Annotated in this window: 14 protein-coding genes; 7 read left to right on the forward strand and 7 right to left on the reverse strand. The window is 52.1% G+C overall.

The features are described 5' to 3' along the window. Positions 1-57 precede the first annotated feature (57 nt). From der to B7994_RS02880, 3 genes are read left to right on the forward strand one after another with little or no spacing between them, the layout of a single operon-like run. A complete protein-coding gene (gene der, locus B7994_RS02870) occupies positions 58-1500 on the forward strand; it encodes a ribosome biogenesis GTPase Der (RefSeq protein ID WP_088636954.1) in 1443 nt (480 codons plus the stop codon). Then, positions 1433-2068 (forward strand): glycerol-3-phosphate 1-O-acyltransferase PlsY, encoded by a 636-nt coding sequence (gene plsY / locus B7994_RS02875; RefSeq protein ID WP_158213054.1) that lies wholly within the window; start codon positions 1433-1435, stop codon positions 2066-2068. The genes der and plsY overlap by 68 nt, the downstream gene beginning before the upstream one ends. A gap of 33 nt (positions 2069-2101) precedes the next feature. Further along, positions 2102-3133 carry an NAD(P)H-dependent glycerol-3-phosphate dehydrogenase gene (locus B7994_RS02880; protein WP_088636956.1) on the forward strand — a complete coding sequence of 344 codons (1032 nt, stop codon included), beginning with the start codon at positions 2102-2104 and terminating at the stop codon, positions 3131-3133. Here B7994_RS02880 and B7994_RS02885 read toward each other — a convergent pair. The 6 genes from B7994_RS02885 to gmd form a co-directional block, all read right to left on the reverse strand. Then, positions 3130-4419: a hypothetical protein gene (locus B7994_RS02885; RefSeq protein ID WP_088636957.1), complete on the reverse strand. Its 1290-nt coding sequence runs from the start codon at positions 4417-4419 to the stop codon at positions 3130-3132. The two genes, B7994_RS02880 and B7994_RS02885, sit on opposite strands and share 4 nt — an antisense overlap. 120 nt (positions 4420-4539) lie before the next feature. After that, positions 4540-6435, reverse strand: a complete 1896-nt coding sequence (locus B7994_RS02890; protein WP_088636958.1) for a hypothetical protein — start codon at positions 6433-6435, stop codon at positions 4540-4542. 121 nt (positions 6436-6556) lie between these two features. After that, positions 6557-7501 carry a lysylphosphatidylglycerol synthase transmembrane domain-containing protein gene (locus B7994_RS02895; protein ID WP_088636959.1) on the reverse strand — a complete coding sequence of 315 codons (945 nt, stop codon included), beginning with the start codon at positions 7499-7501 and terminating at the stop codon, positions 6557-6559. A gap of 3 nt (positions 7502-7504) precedes the next feature. Next, on the reverse strand, positions 7505-8593 hold the full coding sequence (locus B7994_RS02900) for a glycosyltransferase family 1 protein (protein WP_158213055.1): 1089 nt from the start codon (positions 8591-8593) through the stop codon (positions 7505-7507). Then, positions 8571-9467: a GDP-mannose 4,6-dehydratase gene (locus tag B7994_RS02905; RefSeq protein ID WP_088636961.1), complete on the reverse strand. Its 897-nt coding sequence runs from the start codon at positions 9465-9467 to the stop codon at positions 8571-8573. The genes B7994_RS02900 and B7994_RS02905 overlap by 23 nt, the downstream gene beginning before the upstream one ends. Beyond that, the gene (gene gmd / locus B7994_RS02910; RefSeq protein WP_088636962.1) at positions 9467-10486 is read right to left on the reverse strand and encodes a GDP-mannose 4,6-dehydratase; all 1020 of its coding nucleotides are present in this window, start codon (positions 10484-10486) and stop codon (positions 9467-9469) included. Before gmd ends, B7994_RS02905 begins: the two co-directional genes overlap by 1 nt. 81 nt (positions 10487-10567) lie before the next feature. Here gmd and B7994_RS02915 point away from each other — a divergent pair, with 81 nt between their 5' ends. From B7994_RS02915 to B7994_RS02925, 3 genes are all read left to right on the forward strand, one after another. Continuing rightward, positions 10568-11866: a LamG domain-containing protein gene (locus B7994_RS02915; protein WP_144063721.1), complete on the forward strand. Its 1299-nt coding sequence runs from the start codon at positions 10568-10570 to the stop codon at positions 11864-11866. Between the two features lie 90 nt (positions 11867-11956). Then, the gene (dnaE, locus tag B7994_RS02920; protein WP_088636964.1) at positions 11957-15838 is read left to right on the forward strand and encodes a DNA polymerase III subunit alpha; all 3882 of its coding nucleotides are present in this window, start codon (positions 11957-11959) and stop codon (positions 15836-15838) included. Between the two features lies 1 nt (position 15839). Beyond that, positions 15840-16970 (forward strand): hypothetical protein, encoded by a 1131-nt coding sequence (locus tag B7994_RS02925; protein ID WP_088636965.1) that lies wholly within the window; start codon positions 15840-15842, stop codon positions 16968-16970. On the opposite strand, the gene mutL is transcribed toward B7994_RS02925, so the two are convergent. Then, positions 16923-18764 (reverse strand): DNA mismatch repair endonuclease MutL, encoded by a 1842-nt coding sequence (gene mutL, locus B7994_RS02930; protein WP_088637220.1) that lies wholly within the window; start codon positions 18762-18764, stop codon positions 16923-16925. The genes B7994_RS02925 and mutL overlap by 48 nt on opposite strands. Before the next feature lie 100 nt (positions 18765-18864). On the opposite strand from mutL, the gene B7994_RS02935 reads away from it, so the two are divergent. After that, a complete protein-coding gene (locus tag B7994_RS02935) occupies positions 18865-20163 on the forward strand; it encodes a hypothetical protein (protein WP_088636966.1) in 1299 nt (432 codons plus the stop codon). Positions 20164-20474 lie beyond the last annotated feature (311 nt).

The raw sequence follows: 20474 nt of genomic DNA on the forward strand, positions 1-20474 counted from the left end.
CGGTCACTAGTTCCTAATGGCTAGTGACTAATGGCCAATTTTCTATATTTGGATACGATGAAATTACCTGTCGTATGTATTATCGGACGCCCGAATGTTGGGAAGTCCTCTCTTTTTAACCGGATCCTTGGGCGGCGAGCCGCAGTCGTTTCTGACCGCGACGGCGTTACCCGCGATAGGCATTACCAGACGGCCAACTACAAGGGCCATGAGTTTACGGTAGTCGATACGGGCGGATTCCTGCCCGACGATACCATCGACGTGCTGGCCGACAGCGTCCGTGCGCAAATTTTCAACGCCGTGAAGGAATCCGACCTGGTGCTCTTTATGGTGGATGTCCGCGTGGGCATTACCAAGCTCGACCAGCAGTTCGCGCGCCTTGTCCATAAAGAAGACAAGAAGGTGATTCTCGTGGCGAACAAGAGCGAGCAGCAGGGCGACCGCCAGGAAAGCTACGAGTTCTTGAAACTCGGTTTTGGCCTGCCACGCACCATCAGTGCTCTTACGGGTTATGCCTGCCTGAGCCTGCTGGACGAAGTCATCTCTGTGCTCCCGACACCCGTCCGTGGTGAACGCCGAGAAGAACGTCCTATCCGTTTCGCCATCCTTGGCCGCCCGAATGCGGGCAAGAGCACGCTGTTGAACCGCCTGCTGAACGAAGACCGCGCTGTGGTCTCTGACATCCCGGGCACGACCCGCGATTCCATTGACTGCGACTTTATCGTTGATGGCCAGAAGTTCGTGGTGACCGATACTGCAGGCCTCCGCAAGAAGGCAAAGGTCGAAGACGAAGTCGAAATCTTCAGCAACATGCGTACGCTTGAAAGTGTGCGCCGTTCCGACGTGTCGGTGCTGATGGTTGATTGCACCCGCGGGCTCGAAGTGCAGGACTTCCGCATCATTACCGAAATCCGCAAGGCAGGTAAGGGTCTTGTGGTGGTTCTCAACAAGTGGGATATCCTCCCGAACAAGACCGAGAAGAGTTTCGACCACATGGTCAAGGAAATGCTCGAACGCGAACCGATGCTCGAGTATGTGCCCATCATTTCGATTAGCGCCAAGGAAGGCCAGCGCATCAACCGCGTGGTGCAGGCCATCCAGACGGTGTATGCCAACTGCCGCCGCGTGCTGGGCCGTGACCGCGTCGCTGAAAGTTTTGCGAACTTCTTGCAAGAGAAGGCTCCCCCGAGCCATAACGCCCGCGTGGTGTCGCTTACGCGCGCATGCCAGATTATGGTGGAGCCGCCTGTTATCGCCATCGAGACCCGCACGCCCGAACTGGTGGACGAGTCGTACAAGCGTTACTTGCTCAAAAAGTTTTATGAGGAATTCCAGCTGCAGGGTGCGCCCCTGCGCCTGAATTTCGACCAGAAGTTAACCCTCAGAAAGGATGAAGAACTTGAACAGTTTACTGAGTCTTCCAATAGCGTACTTGCTGGGGTCGATCCCCAGCGCCATCTGGATAGCAAAAATCGCAAAGGGAAAGTCGTTCGACATTAGAGACTACGGCTCCAAGAATGCGGGCCTTACCAATACATTCCGCGTGCTAGGTTGGAAGCCTGCGCTCCCTGTGGTATTCATGGACTTGCTCAAGGGCTTCTTCGGCCCGTGGATTGCCATGAGGTTGTGCGAAATGCAGGTGGCTGCCGGTGGTGCGGATTATTCTAGCTGGGTTCCGCTTGTTGCGGGTATCCTCGTGATTCTCGGGCACAGTTTCACCTGCTTTGCCGGTTTCCGCGGGGGCAAGGGCGTTCTTGCCGCACTGGGCGTGTTCCTCGCGCTCTGCCCGATTACGGCGCTTTCTTGCCTAGGAGTGTGGGTGGTACTCACGTTCTCGACAAAGTATGTTTCGGTGGGTAGCATCGGTGCGTGCATCGCTCTCGGCGCCTTTGGCGTGATGGGCTACTTTAAGTTGCCATTCCCGCCCGACGATATCAACCTAGGGCTCATGATTACCTGCCTTCTGGTGGCGGTTTTCGTGATTGTGAAGCACAAATCGAACATCAAGCGCCTTTTGAACGGCACCGAGAACGGTTTTGGCAGCAAGCGCAAGACCCCGAAGGCATAAATATTGTAGATTGTTGAAAAAAGGATTTTTATCATGAAAGTAACTGTACTTGGAACTGGTGGTTGGGGCCTGACTCTCGGTCAGGTGGTCTATGAAAATAAGTGCGAAGTTTCGTTCTGGACAAACTCGCAGGCCGAAGTCGATCTGCTTTCGACGGAACATCAGTACAAGGACAAGCTCCCCGGCGTAATTTTCCCGGCGGATTTCAAGTACACGACCGACATGAATGCAGCCCTCGACGGCTGTGACATGGTGCTCATCGTGGTGCCCTCGCAGTTCATGGGCGGTGTTGCCAAGAATTTGGGCAAGTGGATTCCGGCGAAGGGCAAGGAACCTATCGTTGTCTGCGCTACCAAGGGCATTCTCGAAGGCACGAACCAGTTGATGAGCGAAGTGCTCCTTGAAAACGTGCCGTGGCTTACCGACGATAAGATGGTGGCCTTCAGCGGTCCGTCTCACGCCGAAGAAGTCAGCCGCCACATCCTTACGGCGATTGTGGCTGCCAGCGTTAATGAGGAATCCGCGAAGTTTGTACAGAAGGTCATGAGTTGCTCTTACCTGCGCGTGTACAGTTCTACCGACATCATCGGCGTGGAACTCTGCGGTTCCGTGAAGAACGTGATTGCCATTGCCTCTGGCGTGCTCTATGGGCTCGAGGCGAGCGGCAAGTACAAGATTGGCGATAACTCCCGTGCAGCCCTCCTGACGCGCGGTCAGGCCGAAATGTGCCGCCTGGGCAAGGCTCTCGGTGCAAAGCCCGAAACGTTTGCTGGCCTTGCCGGCATGGGCGATCTCATCGTCACCTGCCTCTCGCAGCATAGCCGTAACCGCTATGTGGGTGAACACATCGGTAAGGGCGAAACCATCGAACAGGTTCTCGCTGGCATGAAGATGGTGGCCGAAGGCGTGCCCACCTGCAAGAGCACCAAGGCGCTCGCCGACAAGCTCGGTGTCGAGATGCCTATCGTGAACTCCGTCCACGCGCTCCTCTTCGAAGGCAAGAAGGTCGAAGATGTGCTCAAGGACATGTGGGGCCGCGAACTCAAGACCGAAGTTTGGGGTTAAAAGCGGTATCGGATTGCGAGACCGCTCGCAAACCCATTCTTGAATATTCCGGAAGGACTTGCTCCTTCCGGATTTTTTGTACTTGATTTTCCAGCGGGCTTTGTATCAGTCTTTTCACGGAGGTCTGTCTTTATCGGGATAATCTGCGTTGCATTCCATTCCAGCGACAGCCCACGGGACTTGTCTTGCGAAGTCTTGTCGAGGGATACTCCGAGACTTGCAATAAGTCCTGTGCTTTCAAGAGACCAGAACCACCATTCTGTCTCGGAATTGTAACCTATGAATGATGTCGTTTCGGATTTCTTCTCGATTTCGAGATCGTTATAGGTGTAATATCCGTGCAAACCTGCCTTAGGCGTAATCTGCATATTTCCGGTAATGTTGAAATGCGGATTGAAGTACCCGCCGAGAGTTGCTGCGGCTATATTGAGGTCGGCCTCTATGAGGTAGTTCATCTGCAGAAACGAGAAAGAGAGAACCTGTATGACGGATGCAGGCAAGAGTCGGTTTGGCGCCAGCGTTTCGAAAAATCTCCTGTTGTCCTTCTCCATTTTCCCGTATGCGAGAATTCCCCTGGCGTCGACCTCGAATAAATCGTTTTCCCATTGGATGTTGTCATAATACAGCCTTGACTTGATGGGCAGGTACATGAATCTCTTTGTACTTCCGTCTCGGTATGAATTCCCGATAATGTTGGACTGGACGGAAACAGCGACGTGCTGCATATTGAGCGCGCTCTTGCCGAAATCGTGCCTGTAGCGGGAATCCCAGATGAATATCTGGGAGGAGTCCTTGATGAAATATTCGCTGGTCGCATTGACCGGTGTGGTGTGGATTTGTTCAAGGTGTGTCTGGAAATGGTGCTTCTTGTAAGATGCTCCTACAACGAATCGCTTGCGGATGTAACTGGTTTGCCAGTCTCCTTCGATTTCGTGGATTTCGTCATTTTTGTTCTTGGATTCCCAGCGGACGGTTGCAAGGACCGGCTTCCCTTTTCCTAGAACGGTTCCTGCGTAAAAAGAGGAATCGGCTGTGTGTACCGTCAGTTCCGATGTGATTGATGGATTGCTGCTTGCGGTTGCTGATAGCGAAATGTACCTGAAATCGCTTGTGAATCCGGCTGAACCGAGTAGGGCATCCCTTTTTAGGGTGAGGGTCCAGTCGTCGCTCCATTTGGCTTTGGCACGATAGTATCCGATATCGCCAAATACACTATGGATGCCAGCCTGTATGGTATCCGAGGTGGAACACTGCGTTGCGTTGAGTCCAGCCGTTTTGGTGTCCAATAGAAAAAGGCCGCCACAATGGGCGAGGCCTTTTGTTTCACCGTACACCAAGGATGTCACAAGAAAACTTGTTAATCCTATGGTGTAAAGCGGTTTGAAAAAAGTATTCACGTTTTGTTATTAATAGTCGTATTCGTCGTCCCAGTCTTCATCCCAGTCTTCTTCGTCATCGTCGCCGAAGATGGCGGGCAGGATGTCATCCCAGAAGGCATCTACAGTCATGTCGGGGAAAATTCCGCCGAAGGTGATATCCGGGAAGATGATGAACTTGCGTAGATCTTCGTACTTGTAAGGCTCGATTTCGGTGTCGACCATCTTTCCGTTGACGAGTTCCTGGATGGTTGCGGTCTTCTTGCCGTCCTTGTCGGTGAAGTAGCCGTAGTTGGGAACTTCGTTCTCGTAGTAGGCTACGGCGTACTTGATGGTACCCTTGTCTTCCTTGCACATTCCTGCGGGGAGTGTCACGTCGGGAATCTTCCATTCGGTTTTCGTTGTCGGTTCGTCGCTATTAATCATGGCCCAGGGGTCGCCTTCCACGTAGCTGTTGACGACGAACTTGATCTTGCAACCGTCAGCAACGTAGCCGATTTCTGCCTTGATGCGTTCAGGTTCGTAGACATCCATGAAAATTGTTCCCGAGGTCTCGTCGTCATCCCATCCGGAGACTTGGTTGCTCTCTATGTCGGGATTAAACTTGTAGTATTCCTGGGCCACATACGACTGCATGAATCTCTGGGCGTAAGCTTGTTCTTCTATGGCTTCGGACCAGTAGAAACCGCCATCCGGGTTCACCCATTCGGACTTGTCGTTGACAACATGGTAGGGCAGGAATTTCTGGATGCCGTCTGTATTCTCGAACAGCTTGGAGATGTTGACCTTGATGGTCTTGCCTTCGGCGTACGGGATTTCGAACCCTTCGTGGAGCTGTTTCTTGATGGATGTCAGGGTGTCGATAAACTTCTGGGCGTCCTTGGTGCTCAGGTCGGCAAATTCACCGTCACCCACGACATACAGGTCATTTTCCTGAGTCTCGAGGCCGTTTTTCGCTTCTTCAAGGCCGTATTGTAGGCCAAGCTGCCCGTAGGTAATCGCGCTGTCCAACAGGTTCGGGATGTTCTTGTATTCCGTTTTCCAGGAATCGTGGATGCTTGTGAATTTGCTGTCTTTCCCGATAAGCTTGAACAGGTGTTCAAAGCCATGGTTGTCGTAGTAGTTGACTTTGGCTTCGAGTTCCATCAGGGAATCGACCCAGTCGTATTTCCCGTTGTCGTCGACATCAAGGTTTATGCTGACGAGCGCGGTAAGGGATGCCTTTGCTACATACAGGGCGGCAAGGACAGGGGCGAATTCACCGCGGTCCAGTTCAACGTCACGGTTCTTGACTGGATAGGTGCAAGTGAATTCTTCGTCATTTGCGATGTTCGTCATGTAGCTGATGGCGGAATCCAGCGACGGAATGGCGTTTCCGATAGCAGACTGCACGTCGCTCACCAAAATGCCGCGAATATCGTCGGACGAGTTGATGGTGTAGTTAAATGAAAGTTTGGCGGCATCACCAATATCTTTCGAGAAGAGCGCTGCCTTTTTTTTGCCGTTGCGTGCAGCCAGAGTGTCGAGGAAATTGTTGATTTTCTTGTTGTTTGCAATATCCGAGATTATGGATGCGACATAGGCAAGCTGAGCTTCGCAGTTTCCGGGGTATTTCTTGAGGATTTTCTCGATATCCGACTTGGTGTCGGCACTCATTTCTTGAGCGGTGCTCAAGTCACCCCTGCCGAAGGCGGAGTATACATCTGTAAGTTTTGTCTTGATTTCTTCGATTGCTGCCTTGTCATCTGCGTTTGTAATCTCTTCGCAGCCGGCAACGACGTCGACTTCGGTTTTTTGCGGGTCGTCGACAGAAATGGGATCGTCTTTTGACTTTGTGGGCGATGATTCGTCGTCCGTGGAGGAACACCCTGTCAAGTATGCCAGAGTGCAGAAAGCGATAATGGAGGCTTGTTTGAAAAATTTCATTTTGTCCTTCCTTTCTTTTGGGTTTGTAAAGAAAAATAAGAAAAAAGAAGATGAAAAGAACAAAAAACTTATTTTTCGTCAAAAAAAAGTGTTTAAGGACAATTTTTAGACGATAAAAAGCCTATTTTCGCTTTCCTAGGGTTGCGAATACCACGGCACCTTGCACGGCCTGGAATACCATGGGGATATACCCCAGAAGTGCTGCGGCAAGGACAATGTCGGCGGGAATGCCGAGAAGACCTGTGAAGAGGCTCACATTTACGCCTTCGCGGATGCCGATTCCGTTTATAGAAATGGGCAACATGGATACCGTGATGGTGATGGTCATGAAAACCGTAATTGTCGCGATATCTACCGGAACGCCTACCGCTTGGAAATAGGCGTAATGGATGGCGATGGAAGAAATCTGTAGCCAGATGGAATCAAGGCCCGAAAGGAAGAACGCCTTCTTGTAGCCGCGATAAATGGAAAACGCATCCTGCAACTTTGTAAGGAATGGAATGCGTGCAGAAATTTTGGCGGGGATTCTTATTTTGTCTGAAAATAGCCCGCTGACAATGACTAGTACAGATGCGAGCGCGACGGCACAGACAGCCCCCGTGTAGACAGCGGGAATGTCGTAACGGGCAATGACGAACGGGAGCGTTACAAAGAAGCAGATGAACATCGCGATGAGACCCATCACGCGAGAGATGGCGACTGCCGCGACCGAGTTTGCCATGTTCCCGAAGCGCTTGCCGAAGGCGATGGTCTTGACGGCATCACCGCCGAACCCGCTGGGGAGCAGGTTGTTGAAAAAATACCCGAGGGCTATATAGGCATAGAACGTGCGGAACTTGATTTTCCTGCCTTCTTCGAGCAAGAGCCCGCGCCAGCGGTTCGCCTGGATGAACATGCTGAAAAGCGTGCAGAAAAGGATGAGCGCTATCCAGGGGAGGGCCTGTGCTGTCCAGTGGTTGCTTACATCGGCAAACGGAACCTTGTAGAATATGTAGGCAAGGCCACCAATGCTGATGACGGCCTTCAACATGCCCGAAAGAATCTTTTTTGCCGAACCCTGCTGCATACCTTAACCTTTTTCTGCTGCAAGTTCTGTTGCTATTTCGCGAATTTGCCGTGCGCTTGATTCCCAGGTGAATTTGCTCACCCAGTCGAGAATTTCTTTGTCGTATTTGCCCTTGTCATTGATGGAATTTTCCAATGTGCGGGCAATGCTTTCGGCGCTTTTCGGGTCAAAGTACTTTGCCACGTTGCCCCCGACTTCGGGCAATGACGACGTGTTGGAACAGGCGACGGGAGTGCCGCAGGCGAATGCTTCGAGTACGGGGAGCCCGAAACCTTCATACAGCGAGGGCAATACGAAAAGGTCAGCGAGGTTGTAGAAGTTTACCAAGTCTTCCTGGCTGACCATGCCGGCGTGTATGGTGAGACTTTCGATACCCAAGTCTTTTTCGCGGGTATCTTGCGTGCGGCCATCGAACGCCTTCCCGACAAGTACGAGCCTGCAATCTTCTTTCCCCTTCATTTGTGCGAAACCTTGCAGGAGCATGTTCAGGTTCTTGTGGGGGAGCAGGTTCCCGACGTACAGGAGGATCTTCTTGTCGCGGGGAATATTGTATTTGCCGTACAGGTATTCAATTTCTTCGCGGGATTTGCGGACGAATTCCTTCCCGTAACCTAGCGGGACGACGGTCATCTTTTTTGCATCGGCCTTGTAGAACCGGAGCAAGTCCTGCTTGGTGTTTTCGGAATCTACGAGAATGCGGTTTGCCCGCTTGCAGATAAACCAGAAGATGAACTTGAAGTACAGGTGCGCAAGTTTCATCGGCAAGAATTCCGGGTATACCAGGTGGGTGAGGTCATGGACCGTCACCATCATCTTGCCATGGTAAAAGAGCGGTACGTTGCAGTGCGGCACATGCAGTACGTCGGGCTTCTGTTTGCGCAACTTGCCGTAGGGGAACCTTAGCTGTTCCTTGTAGCCATAGATGCCGCTGATGAAGGGAATTTGCGCAGGGACAGAATCTTTGTAGGCTTCGAGGTCCTTCGGGTCGCCGAGCGCGATGCTGTAGCCCACATCCCGCAGCCAATGTTGAATGCAGGTGCCAATCCCGGACCTGCTTACCATGCGGGCGTCAATTGCAATTCTTGGCGCCACACTCATGGTCGAACATCCATTTCAGCGTTTCTTCAATTTTTGTCCCGTTCCAGTATCCGAGTTCTACGATTCGGGAATTGTCGCAGCACTGGTAGGGAATATCGACGGGGCGCATCTTTTCGGGATCCTGCTCCACACTGATGTTCACGGAAGCGAACCCGATGATGGTCTGGAGCAGGTCGCCAACCTTGTGTGCAATTCCCGAACCGACGTTGTAGACTTCGTACTTGTTCTTGTTCTCGAGAAGCATGCGGTAAACGTGCACTACGTCGCGTACATCCGAAAAATCACGCCATGCGCTGAGGTTCCCGACCTTGATTACGCCCGGTTGGCCGCTCTTTTCGATTGTAGCCACTTGCTGTACAAAACTCGGGAGTGCAAAACTGGTGCGTTGGCCAACGCCAGTGTGGTTGAACGAACGTGTGCAGATGATTTTCATCCCGTATTTTTTGCGGTAGAGTTCTGCGAAATTTTCTTGCGCTATTTTCGAAATCCCATAGGGGTTGCTTGCCTCGCGGTCGCAGGATTCCTTGAGCGGGGTGCTTTGCTGGGCATATTCCTCGGCGCTACCGATAAGGAGCGTTTTTGCCTTCGGGGAATGCTTTGCGATGGCATCGAGCACGTTGAGCGTGCCGACCACATTCACCTGGATTGTCGAGGCAGGGTCTTTCCAGGATGCTCCGACGGAACTGATGGCCGCAAGGTTCACCACATAGTCGGGCTTGGTATTTTGCAAGAGCCTATCGATGCATTCGCGGTCCAGGAGGTTTACTTCCGGGATATCTACGGCAGTAACCTTGTGGCCTGCGGACTCAAGCTCCTTTACCAGGTAGCCACCGACAAAACCTTTTGCTCCGATGACTACGGTATTCATTAAATCTTGCCTTCGGCGAGGAGTTTCATGTCGCTCTTGACCATGCGCTCTACCAGCTGTTCGTAGCTGATTTCCGGTTCCCAGCCCAAGACTTTCTTGGCCTTGCCGGCATCACCGATGAGCAGGTCGACTTCGGCGGGGCGGAAGAACTGCGGGTTCACCTTCACGACCACCTTATCGGTGCCCTTGAGGGTGGCGTATTCCTTTTCACCTTCACCATGGAATTCGATGTCCATGCCGGCGGCCTTGAATGCGAGCAATACAAATTCGCGGACCTTGTGCGTCTTGCCGGTGGCGATGACGAAATCGTCTGCCGTGGGCTGCTGCAGCATGAGCCACATGGCACGCACGTAGTCGGCACTGTGACCCCAGTCGCGGCTGGCATCCATGTTGCCGAGTTCCAGTACATCCTGGAGGCCGGCCTTGATTTTAGCGACGGCGATGGTAATCTTCCTTGTAACGAATTCTGCACCGCGACGTTCCGATTCATGGTTGAACAGAATGCCGGAGCAGGCGAACATGCCGTAGCTTTCGCGGTAGTTCTTGGTAATCCAGTGGCCGTAAAGCTTAGAAACGCCGTAGGGGCTGCGCGGGTAGAACGGGGTCGACTCGTTTTGCGGAATAGCCTGCACCTTGCCAAACATTTCGCTGGTAGATGCCTGGTAAACGCGCGTGTCGGGCTTGCAGAGGCGGACTGCTTCTAGAAGTTTGGTCACGCCGATGGCGTTGATGTCTGCAGTGGAAAGCGGAGTTTCCCAGGAGGTCGTCACGAAGGACTGGGCCGCAAGGTTGTAGATCTCGTCGGGCTTCGCGATTTCCATGGCGCGCAGGAGCGATGCGGAATCGGTCATGTCGCCGAAAATGAATTCCACCTTGCCTTTGAGGTGTTCTGCGTTGTTGAAGTCCAGCTTGCTTTTGCGGCGTACGAGTCCGAAAACTTCATACCCTTTTTCGAGAAGCAATTCTGCTAAATAGGAACCGTCCTGGCCGGTAATCCCTGTAATAAGTGCACGTTTCATGTAAAAAAAGATACAATTTTTTTTCTTCTGGGACCTAATTAATTTATATTATATCCTGTCTTTTTATAGGAAGGAGAGGAAATGCTGAAAAAATTTCTCTGTCTATCAGTTGTTGGCTGTCTTGGCCTCTGGGCTTGCTCCGGAGACTCGACGTCTGCTGGTTCGACCGAAGATTCCATGATCCATAATGTCGCAAAGTCCGACTCGAATGCGATTCTCAAGTTCGCCTTGTGGAGCAGTTTGGACTCTATGGGCATTCCGGGCTATTTCAAGGCGGCCTCCGAAAAGGGAATTTACGTTTATGACCCCTACACGCGCGATAACTTGCGCTGCCCGGCGCCGGCCTTGGCGATGGATGACAATACGCTGTTCTTTGATGAACTGGAGACCATTTACCAGGAAGGGGAACTGGTGGACGGTGTCTGCGGGAAGGCGGTGTCGTTGGCCGATGGCCAGGTGGCTCCGCTGGGTGTGAACCTGATTGATTCGATGAAGGTGGGAACGGTCGAATTCTGGTTCCATCCGGGTAAGGAATTCTACGATAAGCCGGCTCGTACCCTTCTGGGTAACGATGGTGCCCGAATTCATTTCTTCTATAAAGATGGCGAGTTGATATTCCAGAAGAACCATCACAACCAGCATTTCTTTGTGAAGAATATGATTGCGCTGGATTCCGGCTGGAACCTGATTGCCGGTCAATGGGGCGATGGCTACATGAGCCTGTGGCTGAATGGCAAGCTGGTTGCCAAGAAAGAGCATGACTTGGGCTACGCTCCGGCCATGCGTGGAATCCCCTTCGAGAACCTTTTTGTGATAGGGTACAAGTCCAAGTGCTGCATGGAGGGTGTTGACCAGTATCAGGGAATGACGACTGCCGGTGCGTTCGACCAGTTCCGTATTTCGAATGTAACGCGTTACGATGTCCAAGCCCCGGTTGTGGTCGTTGACTCCCTTCCGCCTGCGGCTGATCCTGCTGGTGAAAACGAAGAATCGGAAGACGAACTCGACTCGCTCTCGGAAGGCCAGTGCTCTACAGGCATTGACATGTCAACGGATCTCGATTCGCTAGACAATAATGTCGTCCATCTTAAGCTAGTGACCGAAATGGTTTGCCCTCCGGATTATGAACTCGTAATAGACTCCAATGCGTATGACAAGTTTACCTATAGCCTTTACTTAAGGGATGGTTCGGTCGTCAAGGAACTGCTCCCCGTGGGTAGCGTTTACTATGGCTGCATTGACTTGACAGATTACAGTGATCCGAAGTTTAACGCTACTGCCTGCACTGGTTTGGCTCCGGGTACCTATCGATTGTACGTCACCTACGAAGGAAAGCGTAACTACTATGCCTTTAAGGTACAGGGTGAAATTGACGAATAGTATACCGCTTTGAATCGGATGGGCCCGGCTAAATAAGCCTGGCTTTTTGTATTTACTTCGTAGATTCAAAAAAATTTTTAAATTGCGGATATGGCTTTTGTTCACCTGCAAGTTCATTCCGAGTTTTCCGTTTTAAAATCGTCTGCACGTCTTGACGGCATCCTTGCCGCCGCTGCTGATGACAATGCTCCTGCAGTTGCCCTTACGGACCATGGAGCCATGTTTGGCATCTTGGAAATCCAGACTCGCGGCAAGGAATTGAACAAGGCTCGCAAGGAGAAGGGGCTCCCGCCGGTAAAGACCATTTACGGCTGCCATGTCTATATTGATTCTCCAAGCGCAAGCCAGAAGGATCCGACGTCGTTTGAGCGCTTGACGCTTCTCGTGGAGAACGAGAAAGGCTACTACAACCTCTTGCGCATAGTCAGCTATCGCTATGAGGAGAGCGACCGCTGGGCTGAGATTCCCTCGGTTCCGCTGGATGTTGTGAACCAGCACAAGGAAGGTCTGATAGCCATCGCGGGAGACTTCTTTAGCCGCTATGGCCAGAACGTGTCTTCGGGCCGAGACTCCCTGGCTCGCGAGTACATGGATTCCCTGGATAAGATTTTTGACAGGGACCATCTATACCTGTCTGTATGCGATAATGGTGTGCAACAACAGGGACGCGTGAATGAGTTCAATGTGAAACTCGCAAGCGAAATGGGACGCGAGGTGGTCGCTGTGGCCGATGTTCATTACATCAAGCCCGAAGACGCCATGGCCCACAAGGTGCTCCGTTGTATCTCGCTTAAGTGTACGCTAAACGATTTTACGGATGCTCGCTTCCCGACGGATAAGTTCTATTTCCGCACCGAAGAAGAAATGCGAGCCCTTTTCGGGCATATTCCGGGCGCTATCGAGAATACGGTGAAGATTGCGGAACGCTGCAACTTTACTGTAAAGACAGGTATTGGCGACGACTTCTGGCCGCGTTTTAAGATTCCCAAGGAATTCCTGGAATCCGAAGAATATACGCGCATCAAAGAAATCATGAAGGCGGAATACGATGCCGAGTATCCGGTAATCCGCGAACGTGAACTTAAGGGCGTTATCAAGGATAAAAAGAAAAAGGTCACGGAGACATATTGTGCCGAAAAGGGAATTGAACCTGATGCGCTTACCGACGAAGATAAGGCTGAAATAGAACGCTTGTCACAGCCGGAATTCTTTACCGAAGAAGACAATAAGGCCTGGGACAAGAGCGTCCACAGGTGGTGCAAACCGGGTGGTGATGCCGATATCTACATTACCCACCTTTGTAACGAACGCTTAAAATGGCGTTTCCCTGACGAGGATTTTAAGTTCCCTGCGCATGAGACCGACGTGGCCAAGCGCATGTACAAGGAACTCAACTGTATCCGCAACATGAACGTGGCTGGCTACCTGCTCATTGTGTGGGACTTTATCAACTGGTCCCGCGAACACGGTATTCCCGTGGGTCCGGGGCGTGGTTCTGCGGCAGGTTCACTTGTCACCTACATCATCGGCATTACCGACATTGATCCGCTCAAGTTCGACTTGCTTTTCGAACGATTCTTGAACCCGGAACGTGTGAGCATGCCCGATATCGATACGGACTTTGCTGACCGCGACCGCGGGCGCGTTATCCAGTACGTGACCGACAAGTACGGCTACGATTGCGTCGGGCAGATTATTACCTACGGTATGCTCAAGTCGAAGGCCGTGGTGACCGATGTGGCGCGAGTGCTCGGGTTCCCGCCGGCAGAGGCGAAGCAGATTACCAAGCTGTTTCCGCAGCGTACCTTGAATTTCAGCCTGAAGCAGGCTTGGACGGGTAAAGACAAGAAGGGAAATAATCTTGAAGATGGTTATAGTCCAGAACCCTTGCAGGCGTTCATAAATAGCCGCGCCAGTTACCAGAACCTTTGGGATATTGCGAAAAAGCTTGAGGATTTGCCCCGACAGACTGGCGTGCATGCGTGCGGCGTGGTGATTACGCCGACCCCGATTTACAACCTGGCTCCGTTATACCGTGCGGCTCCTGCTGACACTCCGGTGGTGATGTACGACAAGCATTATGCCGAAGATATTGGCCTTTTGAAGATGGACTTCCTTGGCCTCATCAACTTGTCCATCATCCAGGACACGGTCAACATGGTCAAGAAAAATCGCGGGATTGATTTGGACATGGGCCATATCCCGCTCGATGACAAGAAGACTTTTGACTTGCTTGGCAAGGGCATGACGACTACGGTGTTCCAGTTCGAATCTCCGGGTATGCAGAAGTACCTGCGCGAACTGAAACCGACGCGAATCTTTGACTTGATCGCTATGAACGCGCTGTACCGTCCGGGGCCGATTGACCAGATTCCGCACTTTATTGCACGTAAGAACGGCAAGGAAGAAATCGACTGCTACCATCCGGATTTGGAACAGGTCCTGGGCGAAACGTACGGCGTTATCGTTTACCAGGAACAGGTGATGAAACTCGCCCAGATTCTGGGCGGCTACACGCTGGGTGGCGCTGACAATATCCGCCGTATCATGGCGAAAAAAATGCCCGAAAAGATGGCAAAACTTGAACCGGAGTTCTTCCAGAAGTGCCTGGATAAGGGCTACGACAAGGCCATGATCCAGAAGGTCTGGGACGCCGTGCTCCCGTTCTGCGGATACGCGTTCAACAAGAGTCATGCTGCCGCCTATGCCTACGTGGCTTACCAGACGGCTTACCTGAAGGCGAATTATGGCCCCGAGTACATGGCTGCCTCGATGACCTCGAAGATGGGCAAGACCGAAGATATCGTTACCATCATCCAGGAATGCAAGCGCATCAATATCCAGGTTCTTTCCCCGAATATCAATACGTCGTATGGCGTATTTACGGCGGACAAGGAGGGACATGTCCTTTATGGCTTGGCTGGCATCCGCAACGTGGGCCTTGCCGTCGTCGAAGATGTGGTTGCCGAACGCGAGAAGCGCGGCCCCTTCAAGGATATTTTTGATTTCTGTAAGCGCGTTGCGGAATACCAGGGGGCTTTCAAGGAAAAGCATCCGCCTCTGAACAAGAAAGTCCTGGAATGCCTAATTATGGCCGGTGCGCTTGATTCGTTCCCCGGTAATCGAGCAGTCCTTATGGCGACGGTCGATAGGGCCATCGAGGTGGCCGCCAAGCACCAAGAAGAAAAGTCGATGGGGCAGATGTCCCTGTTTGACATGGGCGGCGCTAGCGCTTCGATGGAGAATACCGCCGAAGTCTTGGAAGATGCAGAAGAATGGAGCTGTATGGAAATGCTCAACAAGGAACGCGAAGTCCTTGGCATGTTCCTTTCGGGCCATCCGCTCGATGAATTCCGCCCCGAACTTAAGGGATTTACTACGGTATCGCTTGCTTATGACGACTTGAAAAAGAAGGTGGATAGCCTAGTTGTCGTTGGCGGCGTCGTTATACAGATGAAGTCCATCGAAACCAAGCGTGGAGACACGATTGGCGTGGGCATGATCCGCGATTTCCATAGCGATGTGGAACTCTTCTTCAAGAAGGATACTTGGGAAAACCTCCGCGACCACATTTCTGAAGACGACCGCATTCTTGTGAAGGGACTTCTCGGTTACAAGCGCGATAAGGAACGCAAGATGACCGAGGAACTCCAGATAACAGTCGAGGAAGTCGTACAACTCGATACGGTGCGTGAATCTATGGTGAACTTTATCCACGTTTGCATGGATTCTGTCATTTTCTCGGATGAGTTCCTTGCGAAGATGGAGGAAGGTCTCCAGCGCTTTGTTGCCGATACCGAAATGGGGGACCATCCCTGTGAACTTGTCTGCCATGTGGAAACGGAATCCGGCTACGAGCATGCCATTGTGCTGCACAAGTACAAGGTCCTCTACACGCAGGAACTACTTGCGTGGCTGCGTCAGGACCTGGGCATCATGAAATTGTGGGTGTCTCCGAAATCGAGACGTTAGTATGCACACCCCTTTTGTCCTTTTTTGTGCGGGCGAGGATTCCGGCGACGTGCTGGGAGAATCCCTCGTGCGTGAGGCGGTCTATTTGGGGCTCATTGCCCGAGGTGTGGGCGGTTTCCGGATGCAGGCGGCGGGGCTTGATGTTGTCGAAGATTATGAGACGCTGCCTGTATCGGGGTTCCTTGATATTTTTCCGCGCGTGTTCCGCTTGAAGCGGATCTTGGCGCATCTTGAAGGTCTGTTGAAGAGCGAAGACTGCGTTGCTGTAGTTTGCATCGACTATCCCGGGTTCAACATGAAACTCATACAGATGGCGGAAAGACTGAAAAAGCCTGCCCTGTATGTGGCGCCCCCGCAGGCATGGGCCTGGAAAAGCAGCCGCGTAAAGCGCCTACGTAAAGCGCGCTTGGCGGTGCTGTTTGATTTCGAACGTAAGTTCTATGAGGAACGCGGCTGTAGGGTGGAATGCCTCCAACACCCCTTCCCGCGGGTTGTCGGCAGCAACTTGAATTCAAACTTACTCCTCCTTCCCGGTAGTCGTAAGTCGCAGGCTCTCCGCAACCTCCCGTTCTTTGCCGCAGTCGCATCGCAGTGGCATTCCGCAAATCCGTCTGGCCGTATAACCGTACTGGCTTCGCGTGAAGCCCTTGTCGAACCGTTTGCTCGGGCGCTTTGCAAATCCTGCGGGCAGAAAATTCCCGAGTGGATTTCTGTTGAAATCCCTCCCGTCGATGCCGCCGCCCGTGCCGCCATGTTTGCGGAATATTCCTATGCGCTTTCTGCTCCGGGGTCTGCTTCCCTTGAACTTGCGCGTTCCGGCGTGCCTCTTGTGATTGCGGGCGTAATCGAACCTCTCACTTATTTTGTCGGGAGCCGCTTCGTGAAAACGGATTTCTTTGCGCTCCCGAATATTCTGCTTAAGCGCGCGGCTGTTCCTGAATTCTTCTTTATGCGTGGCGGTTCGCGCCAAAAGGCCTGCATTGACAGGGTCGCAGATGCCCTTGTTCAATGCAATACAGAAACATCCAGGGCGATTGCGGATGCCCTGGATGAAACGTTTGTGAATGCGAAAAGCCCCGAATCGCTAATGCTTGAATTTCTTGGCGAGTTCGTCAAGCGTGATGCGCATTAGTGTCGGCGCGCCATAGGGCGATTTTAGCGGTTCCTCTGTCGACATCAGTTGCCCCATCAACTGGGCCATTTCTTCGGGTTTGAGCTTGTCGCCGGCTTGGTAGGCGTTTGTCTTGGACCATGCCTTCGCGATGGTATCCGTGATGTGCTTCGGATCGGCATCGCCGGTTTCTGCGCAACTGTCCAGAAACTGGTGGACCGCCTTGATGGCACGGGAAAGGGGGAGCGCGCTGGGTATTGAGCGAATCTGGAAAGTGTCTCCACCGAAGTGCTCCACGAAGAATCCGAGTTTCTTCAGCTGCATCTCGACGCTTGAGAAAACCTGTTTCTCCATCTTCGAGAACTCGATCAGTTCCGGAAATAGGAGTTCCTGGCTGTCGAGGTCCGAGCCGTTTTCGAGTGTTGCAAGCGCTCGCTCATACAGAATACGCGAGTGTGCCGCATGCTGGTCGATGATAAGCAGGCCTTCCGCATCTTCTCCGGCGATATAGGTGTTTGCAATCTGGAAAAGTGTCGGGGGCGTCCACGGGGCGCTCTCGGGCTTTGGCTCGGGAACGTTGCCTTGTCCAGGTTCAAGAGAGATGATTTTTCCGGCTTCCGGTTGGGAAAATAGGTCCTGAACGTCGTCCGCTACACTGTAGCTGTTGGTCTTTTGCCTGTCGCTTACTTCGTTAGTGCGCGGAACTTCCGGTATCTTGTAAATCGGGGCGCTATAGGCGGGTGCGGCCTGGTATTGCGGTACGGGCGCATCGCCGGTGTCTGCCTGGACCATACTCGCGCTCAGGTCGATAAATGGGGATTTCGCTTCTAAATCTTTCTGGAACGTATCGCGTATGGCGTGATTCACTACGAGGAACACGAGGTTCTGGTTTGCAAAACGCACTTCGCGCTTTGCGGGGTGGACGTTCACGTCGAATTCCTGGTCCGGCATGTCGAGGAACAGTACCGTGACGGGCTTGCACTGTGCGCCATAGGGCTCGTAAGCCTGAGAAATCGCCTTTGCAATCACCTTGCTTTCGATGGGCCTCTTGCGCATAAAGAGGAACTGGTGGTGGCGCTTGCCGTTTGTTTCGGTTGTGGGGGAGATGTAGCCCGAAACATGGACTCCTGCCTCGGTGTAGTCGACAGGCAATAGGTTCTTGGCGACTCCGGAGCCGATGGCCTCTGCCAGTCGAGAGCGCAGTTCTCCCGGAACTCCGATAAATACGGCCTTGTCGCCCACCTTGTAGTCAAAGCGGATCTCGGGGTGTGCGATGGCGGTCTTCAGTACGACGTCAAGGATTCTTGTTCCCTCGGATGTCTCGCTCCCGAGGAATGTGCGGCGAACAGGCGTATTGAAGAAAAGGTCCTCGATAAGGAATGTCGTACCATGACCGGAGGTGTAAGTTTGTTCGTCCTCGATGTTGCCGCCCTTGAGGATAAGTCTGCCGCCATCTCCGTCTTCGGTGGCGGTCGAAATGGTCATTTTCGATATGGCGGCAATGGAGGCGACTGCTTCTCCGCGGAAACCATTTGTCTGCAGGTGGAAAAGGTCATCTGCAGATTGCAGTTTGGACGTTGTATGGCGAAGGTAGCACAAATTCAGGTCTTCCTTGCCCATGCCTTTTCCGTTGTCTGCAACGAGAATCTTTTTCTTGCCGCCCTGCTCGATTTGGACCTGTATACGTGTCGCGCCGGCGTCTATAGAGTTTTCGATAAGTTCCTTAACGGCGGATGCAGGGCGCTCGATAACCTCGCCCGCAGCTATTTTATTGATTATTTCGTCCGTTAAAATGTGTATTTCGGCGCTTTTCATACCCAAAATATAGACATTTACCACGCTGTACCTCTATTTTTTGTTAAAATGCAGTTGGATTCCGGTGGTTAGGGGTCTCCAAAAAAGAGAGGATAGAATAGTGATTTCGAATTTCTTTATGCAACTGGCTCATATAGAGTTGCTGATGACCTATTCGGTCAAGGATATTCTTTCGCTTGTTCGTCGTGATGCACGATTCGATACAAAACTGGTAAACGATCTGTTTTTCGAAGGTACTTTCATTGACGAAAATTCACACCACTTCGTTTTCGATAACCTGGTGCAATGGTTGTACGACCGTGGTGAAAACCCCGATGATTTTGTGGAGCGTATTGTAAAGCGCTGTGCCGACTTCGAAGCTGTTCCGGCTCGTAGCGTTCTTCGTACCTACCTCCCATTTGTATCGCAGTTCTACCAGACGCAAGACGTTCGTGCTCTTTGCCTGGAAATCATTCCCAAACGCTACCCGTTCTTGATTAATGCTGGAATCTTGCGCGATACAACCGAGAATGACGAAAGGAATATGTACTTCTCGTTCCAGTTCGAGACGCCGGGTGCCTTGGTATCGAACCCGATGCGCTGGGTTCTTGGTCTTTTCCGCATTGGCCCGCTCCTCTTGAACACGCCTGCCTATGAGCATATGGGCTATGTCGCGACGCAGACCTCTTTTATTGAAGCTCTGGAAAATCGCGTTCCGGCCGAAATGATAGATGGAAACGTGTATGTGGGTGACCGCCTGGTTGGCCGGACCACCACCTTTGGTGAATGTATCGATCAGTTCGGTTTTGATTGGCCGAGAACTTCCGAACGGGAGATGGGCTGCGTGCTCGCTCTTGAAGATGTCTGCGACGCCAAGACGAACGCACTCTTGCTGCGTAAGGGTTGCTATTACGGAACTCCGAGCAACATCCTCGATGCGAGGTTCAAGGCGAATGTCGTCACTCAGGAACCGTTCCTCAAGTTGATGAGCTCTGTGGTGAAGCAGGAGTTTGATGTCTGGCAGCCGATCCAGAAGGCTCAGGAACAACTTCTCGGAGCAATGAATGACTCTGTAGAAGTGGTGTATTACAAGAGCGATGATTCCATCTCTGTGAACAGCAAGCACCTGATGCGCAACGTTCCGGCGCGCATCCTCCGCAACCTGCTTCGCGAGTATACGGCTACTGGCCGCGAGGAATACGAAAACCGCGAGTTCAAGCGTGATCCGTCTATCTGCATGGACCCGCTGCGCCCGAACTTCGAAAGCCGATTGAACCGTGTTATTGCTCACATCAACGGCACCGAAGAGAAGGATGGCTCCATGAGCGAGGGCGTGAAGAAGTATTTCGAGATCGAACGCCATCGTCGTGGCGGCTTCCGCTTCTTGCCCAAGTGCAAAATCATTTTCCGCGAAGAATAAATTTTTACATAATTTTTTCGCAAAAAACACAAAAAACACTTGCCGGATGTGTTTTTTTATGGTATATTTTAAACGTTGGGATGATTGAAAGGTAAATCCTCAAACGACTCCATCATTGCTCCCCTCCTGATGGGTTTAAGGTTCCGGATATGTCTCAATATTTTCTCCTTCTTAGGAAAGAGCTCCTCACGGGGCTCTTTCTTTTTTTCCGTTTTACGAAAAAAGATGCCCACGTGAAACATTTTTTTGAAATCCTCGCGTAAGGGTTGCGCCGGTATGAAAAAAGCCCGCTTGCGCGGGCTCCTGAATTT

The sequence above is a fragment of the Fibrobacter sp. UWR2 genome (genome assembly GCF_002210285.1).
Classification (GTDB): Bacteria; Fibrobacterota; Fibrobacteria; order Fibrobacterales; family Fibrobacteraceae; genus Fibrobacter.

Excerpts from the sequence above, each read along its gene's own strand:
- der (WP_088636954.1), top strand. The coding sequence starts at position 58 with ATGAAATTACCTGTCGTATGTATTATCGGACGCCCGAATGTTGGGAAG.
- B7994_RS02880 (WP_088636956.1), top strand. The coding sequence starts at position 2,102 with ATGAAAGTAACTGTACTTGGAACTGGTGGTTGGGGCCTGACTCTCGGT.
- B7994_RS02890 (WP_088636958.1), bottom strand. The coding sequence starts at position 6,435 with ATGAAATTTTTCAAACAAGCCTCCATTATCGCTTTCTGCACTCTGGCA.
- B7994_RS02895 (WP_088636959.1), bottom strand. The coding sequence starts at position 7,501 with ATGCAGCAGGGTTCGGCAAAAAAGATTCTTTCGGGCATGTTGAAGGCC.
- B7994_RS02905 (WP_088636961.1), bottom strand. The coding sequence starts at position 9,467 with ATGAATACCGTAGTCATCGGAGCAAAAGGTTTTGTCGGTGGCTACCTG.
- gmd (WP_088636962.1), bottom strand. The coding sequence starts at position 10,486 with ATGAAACGTGCACTTATTACAGGGATTACCGGCCAGGACGGTTCCTAT.
- B7994_RS02915 (WP_144063721.1), top strand. The coding sequence starts at position 10,568 with ATGCTGAAAAAATTTCTCTGTCTATCAGTTGTTGGCTGTCTTGGCCTC.
- dnaE (WP_088636964.1), top strand. The coding sequence starts at position 11,957 with ATGGCTTTTGTTCACCTGCAAGTTCATTCCGAGTTTTCCGTTTTAAAA.
- B7994_RS02925 (WP_088636965.1), top strand. The coding sequence starts at position 15,840 with ATGCACACCCCTTTTGTCCTTTTTTGTGCGGGCGAGGATTCCGGCGAC.
- mutL (WP_088637220.1), bottom strand. The coding sequence starts at position 18,764 with ATGAAAAGCGCCGAAATACACATTTTAACGGACGAAATAATCAATAAA.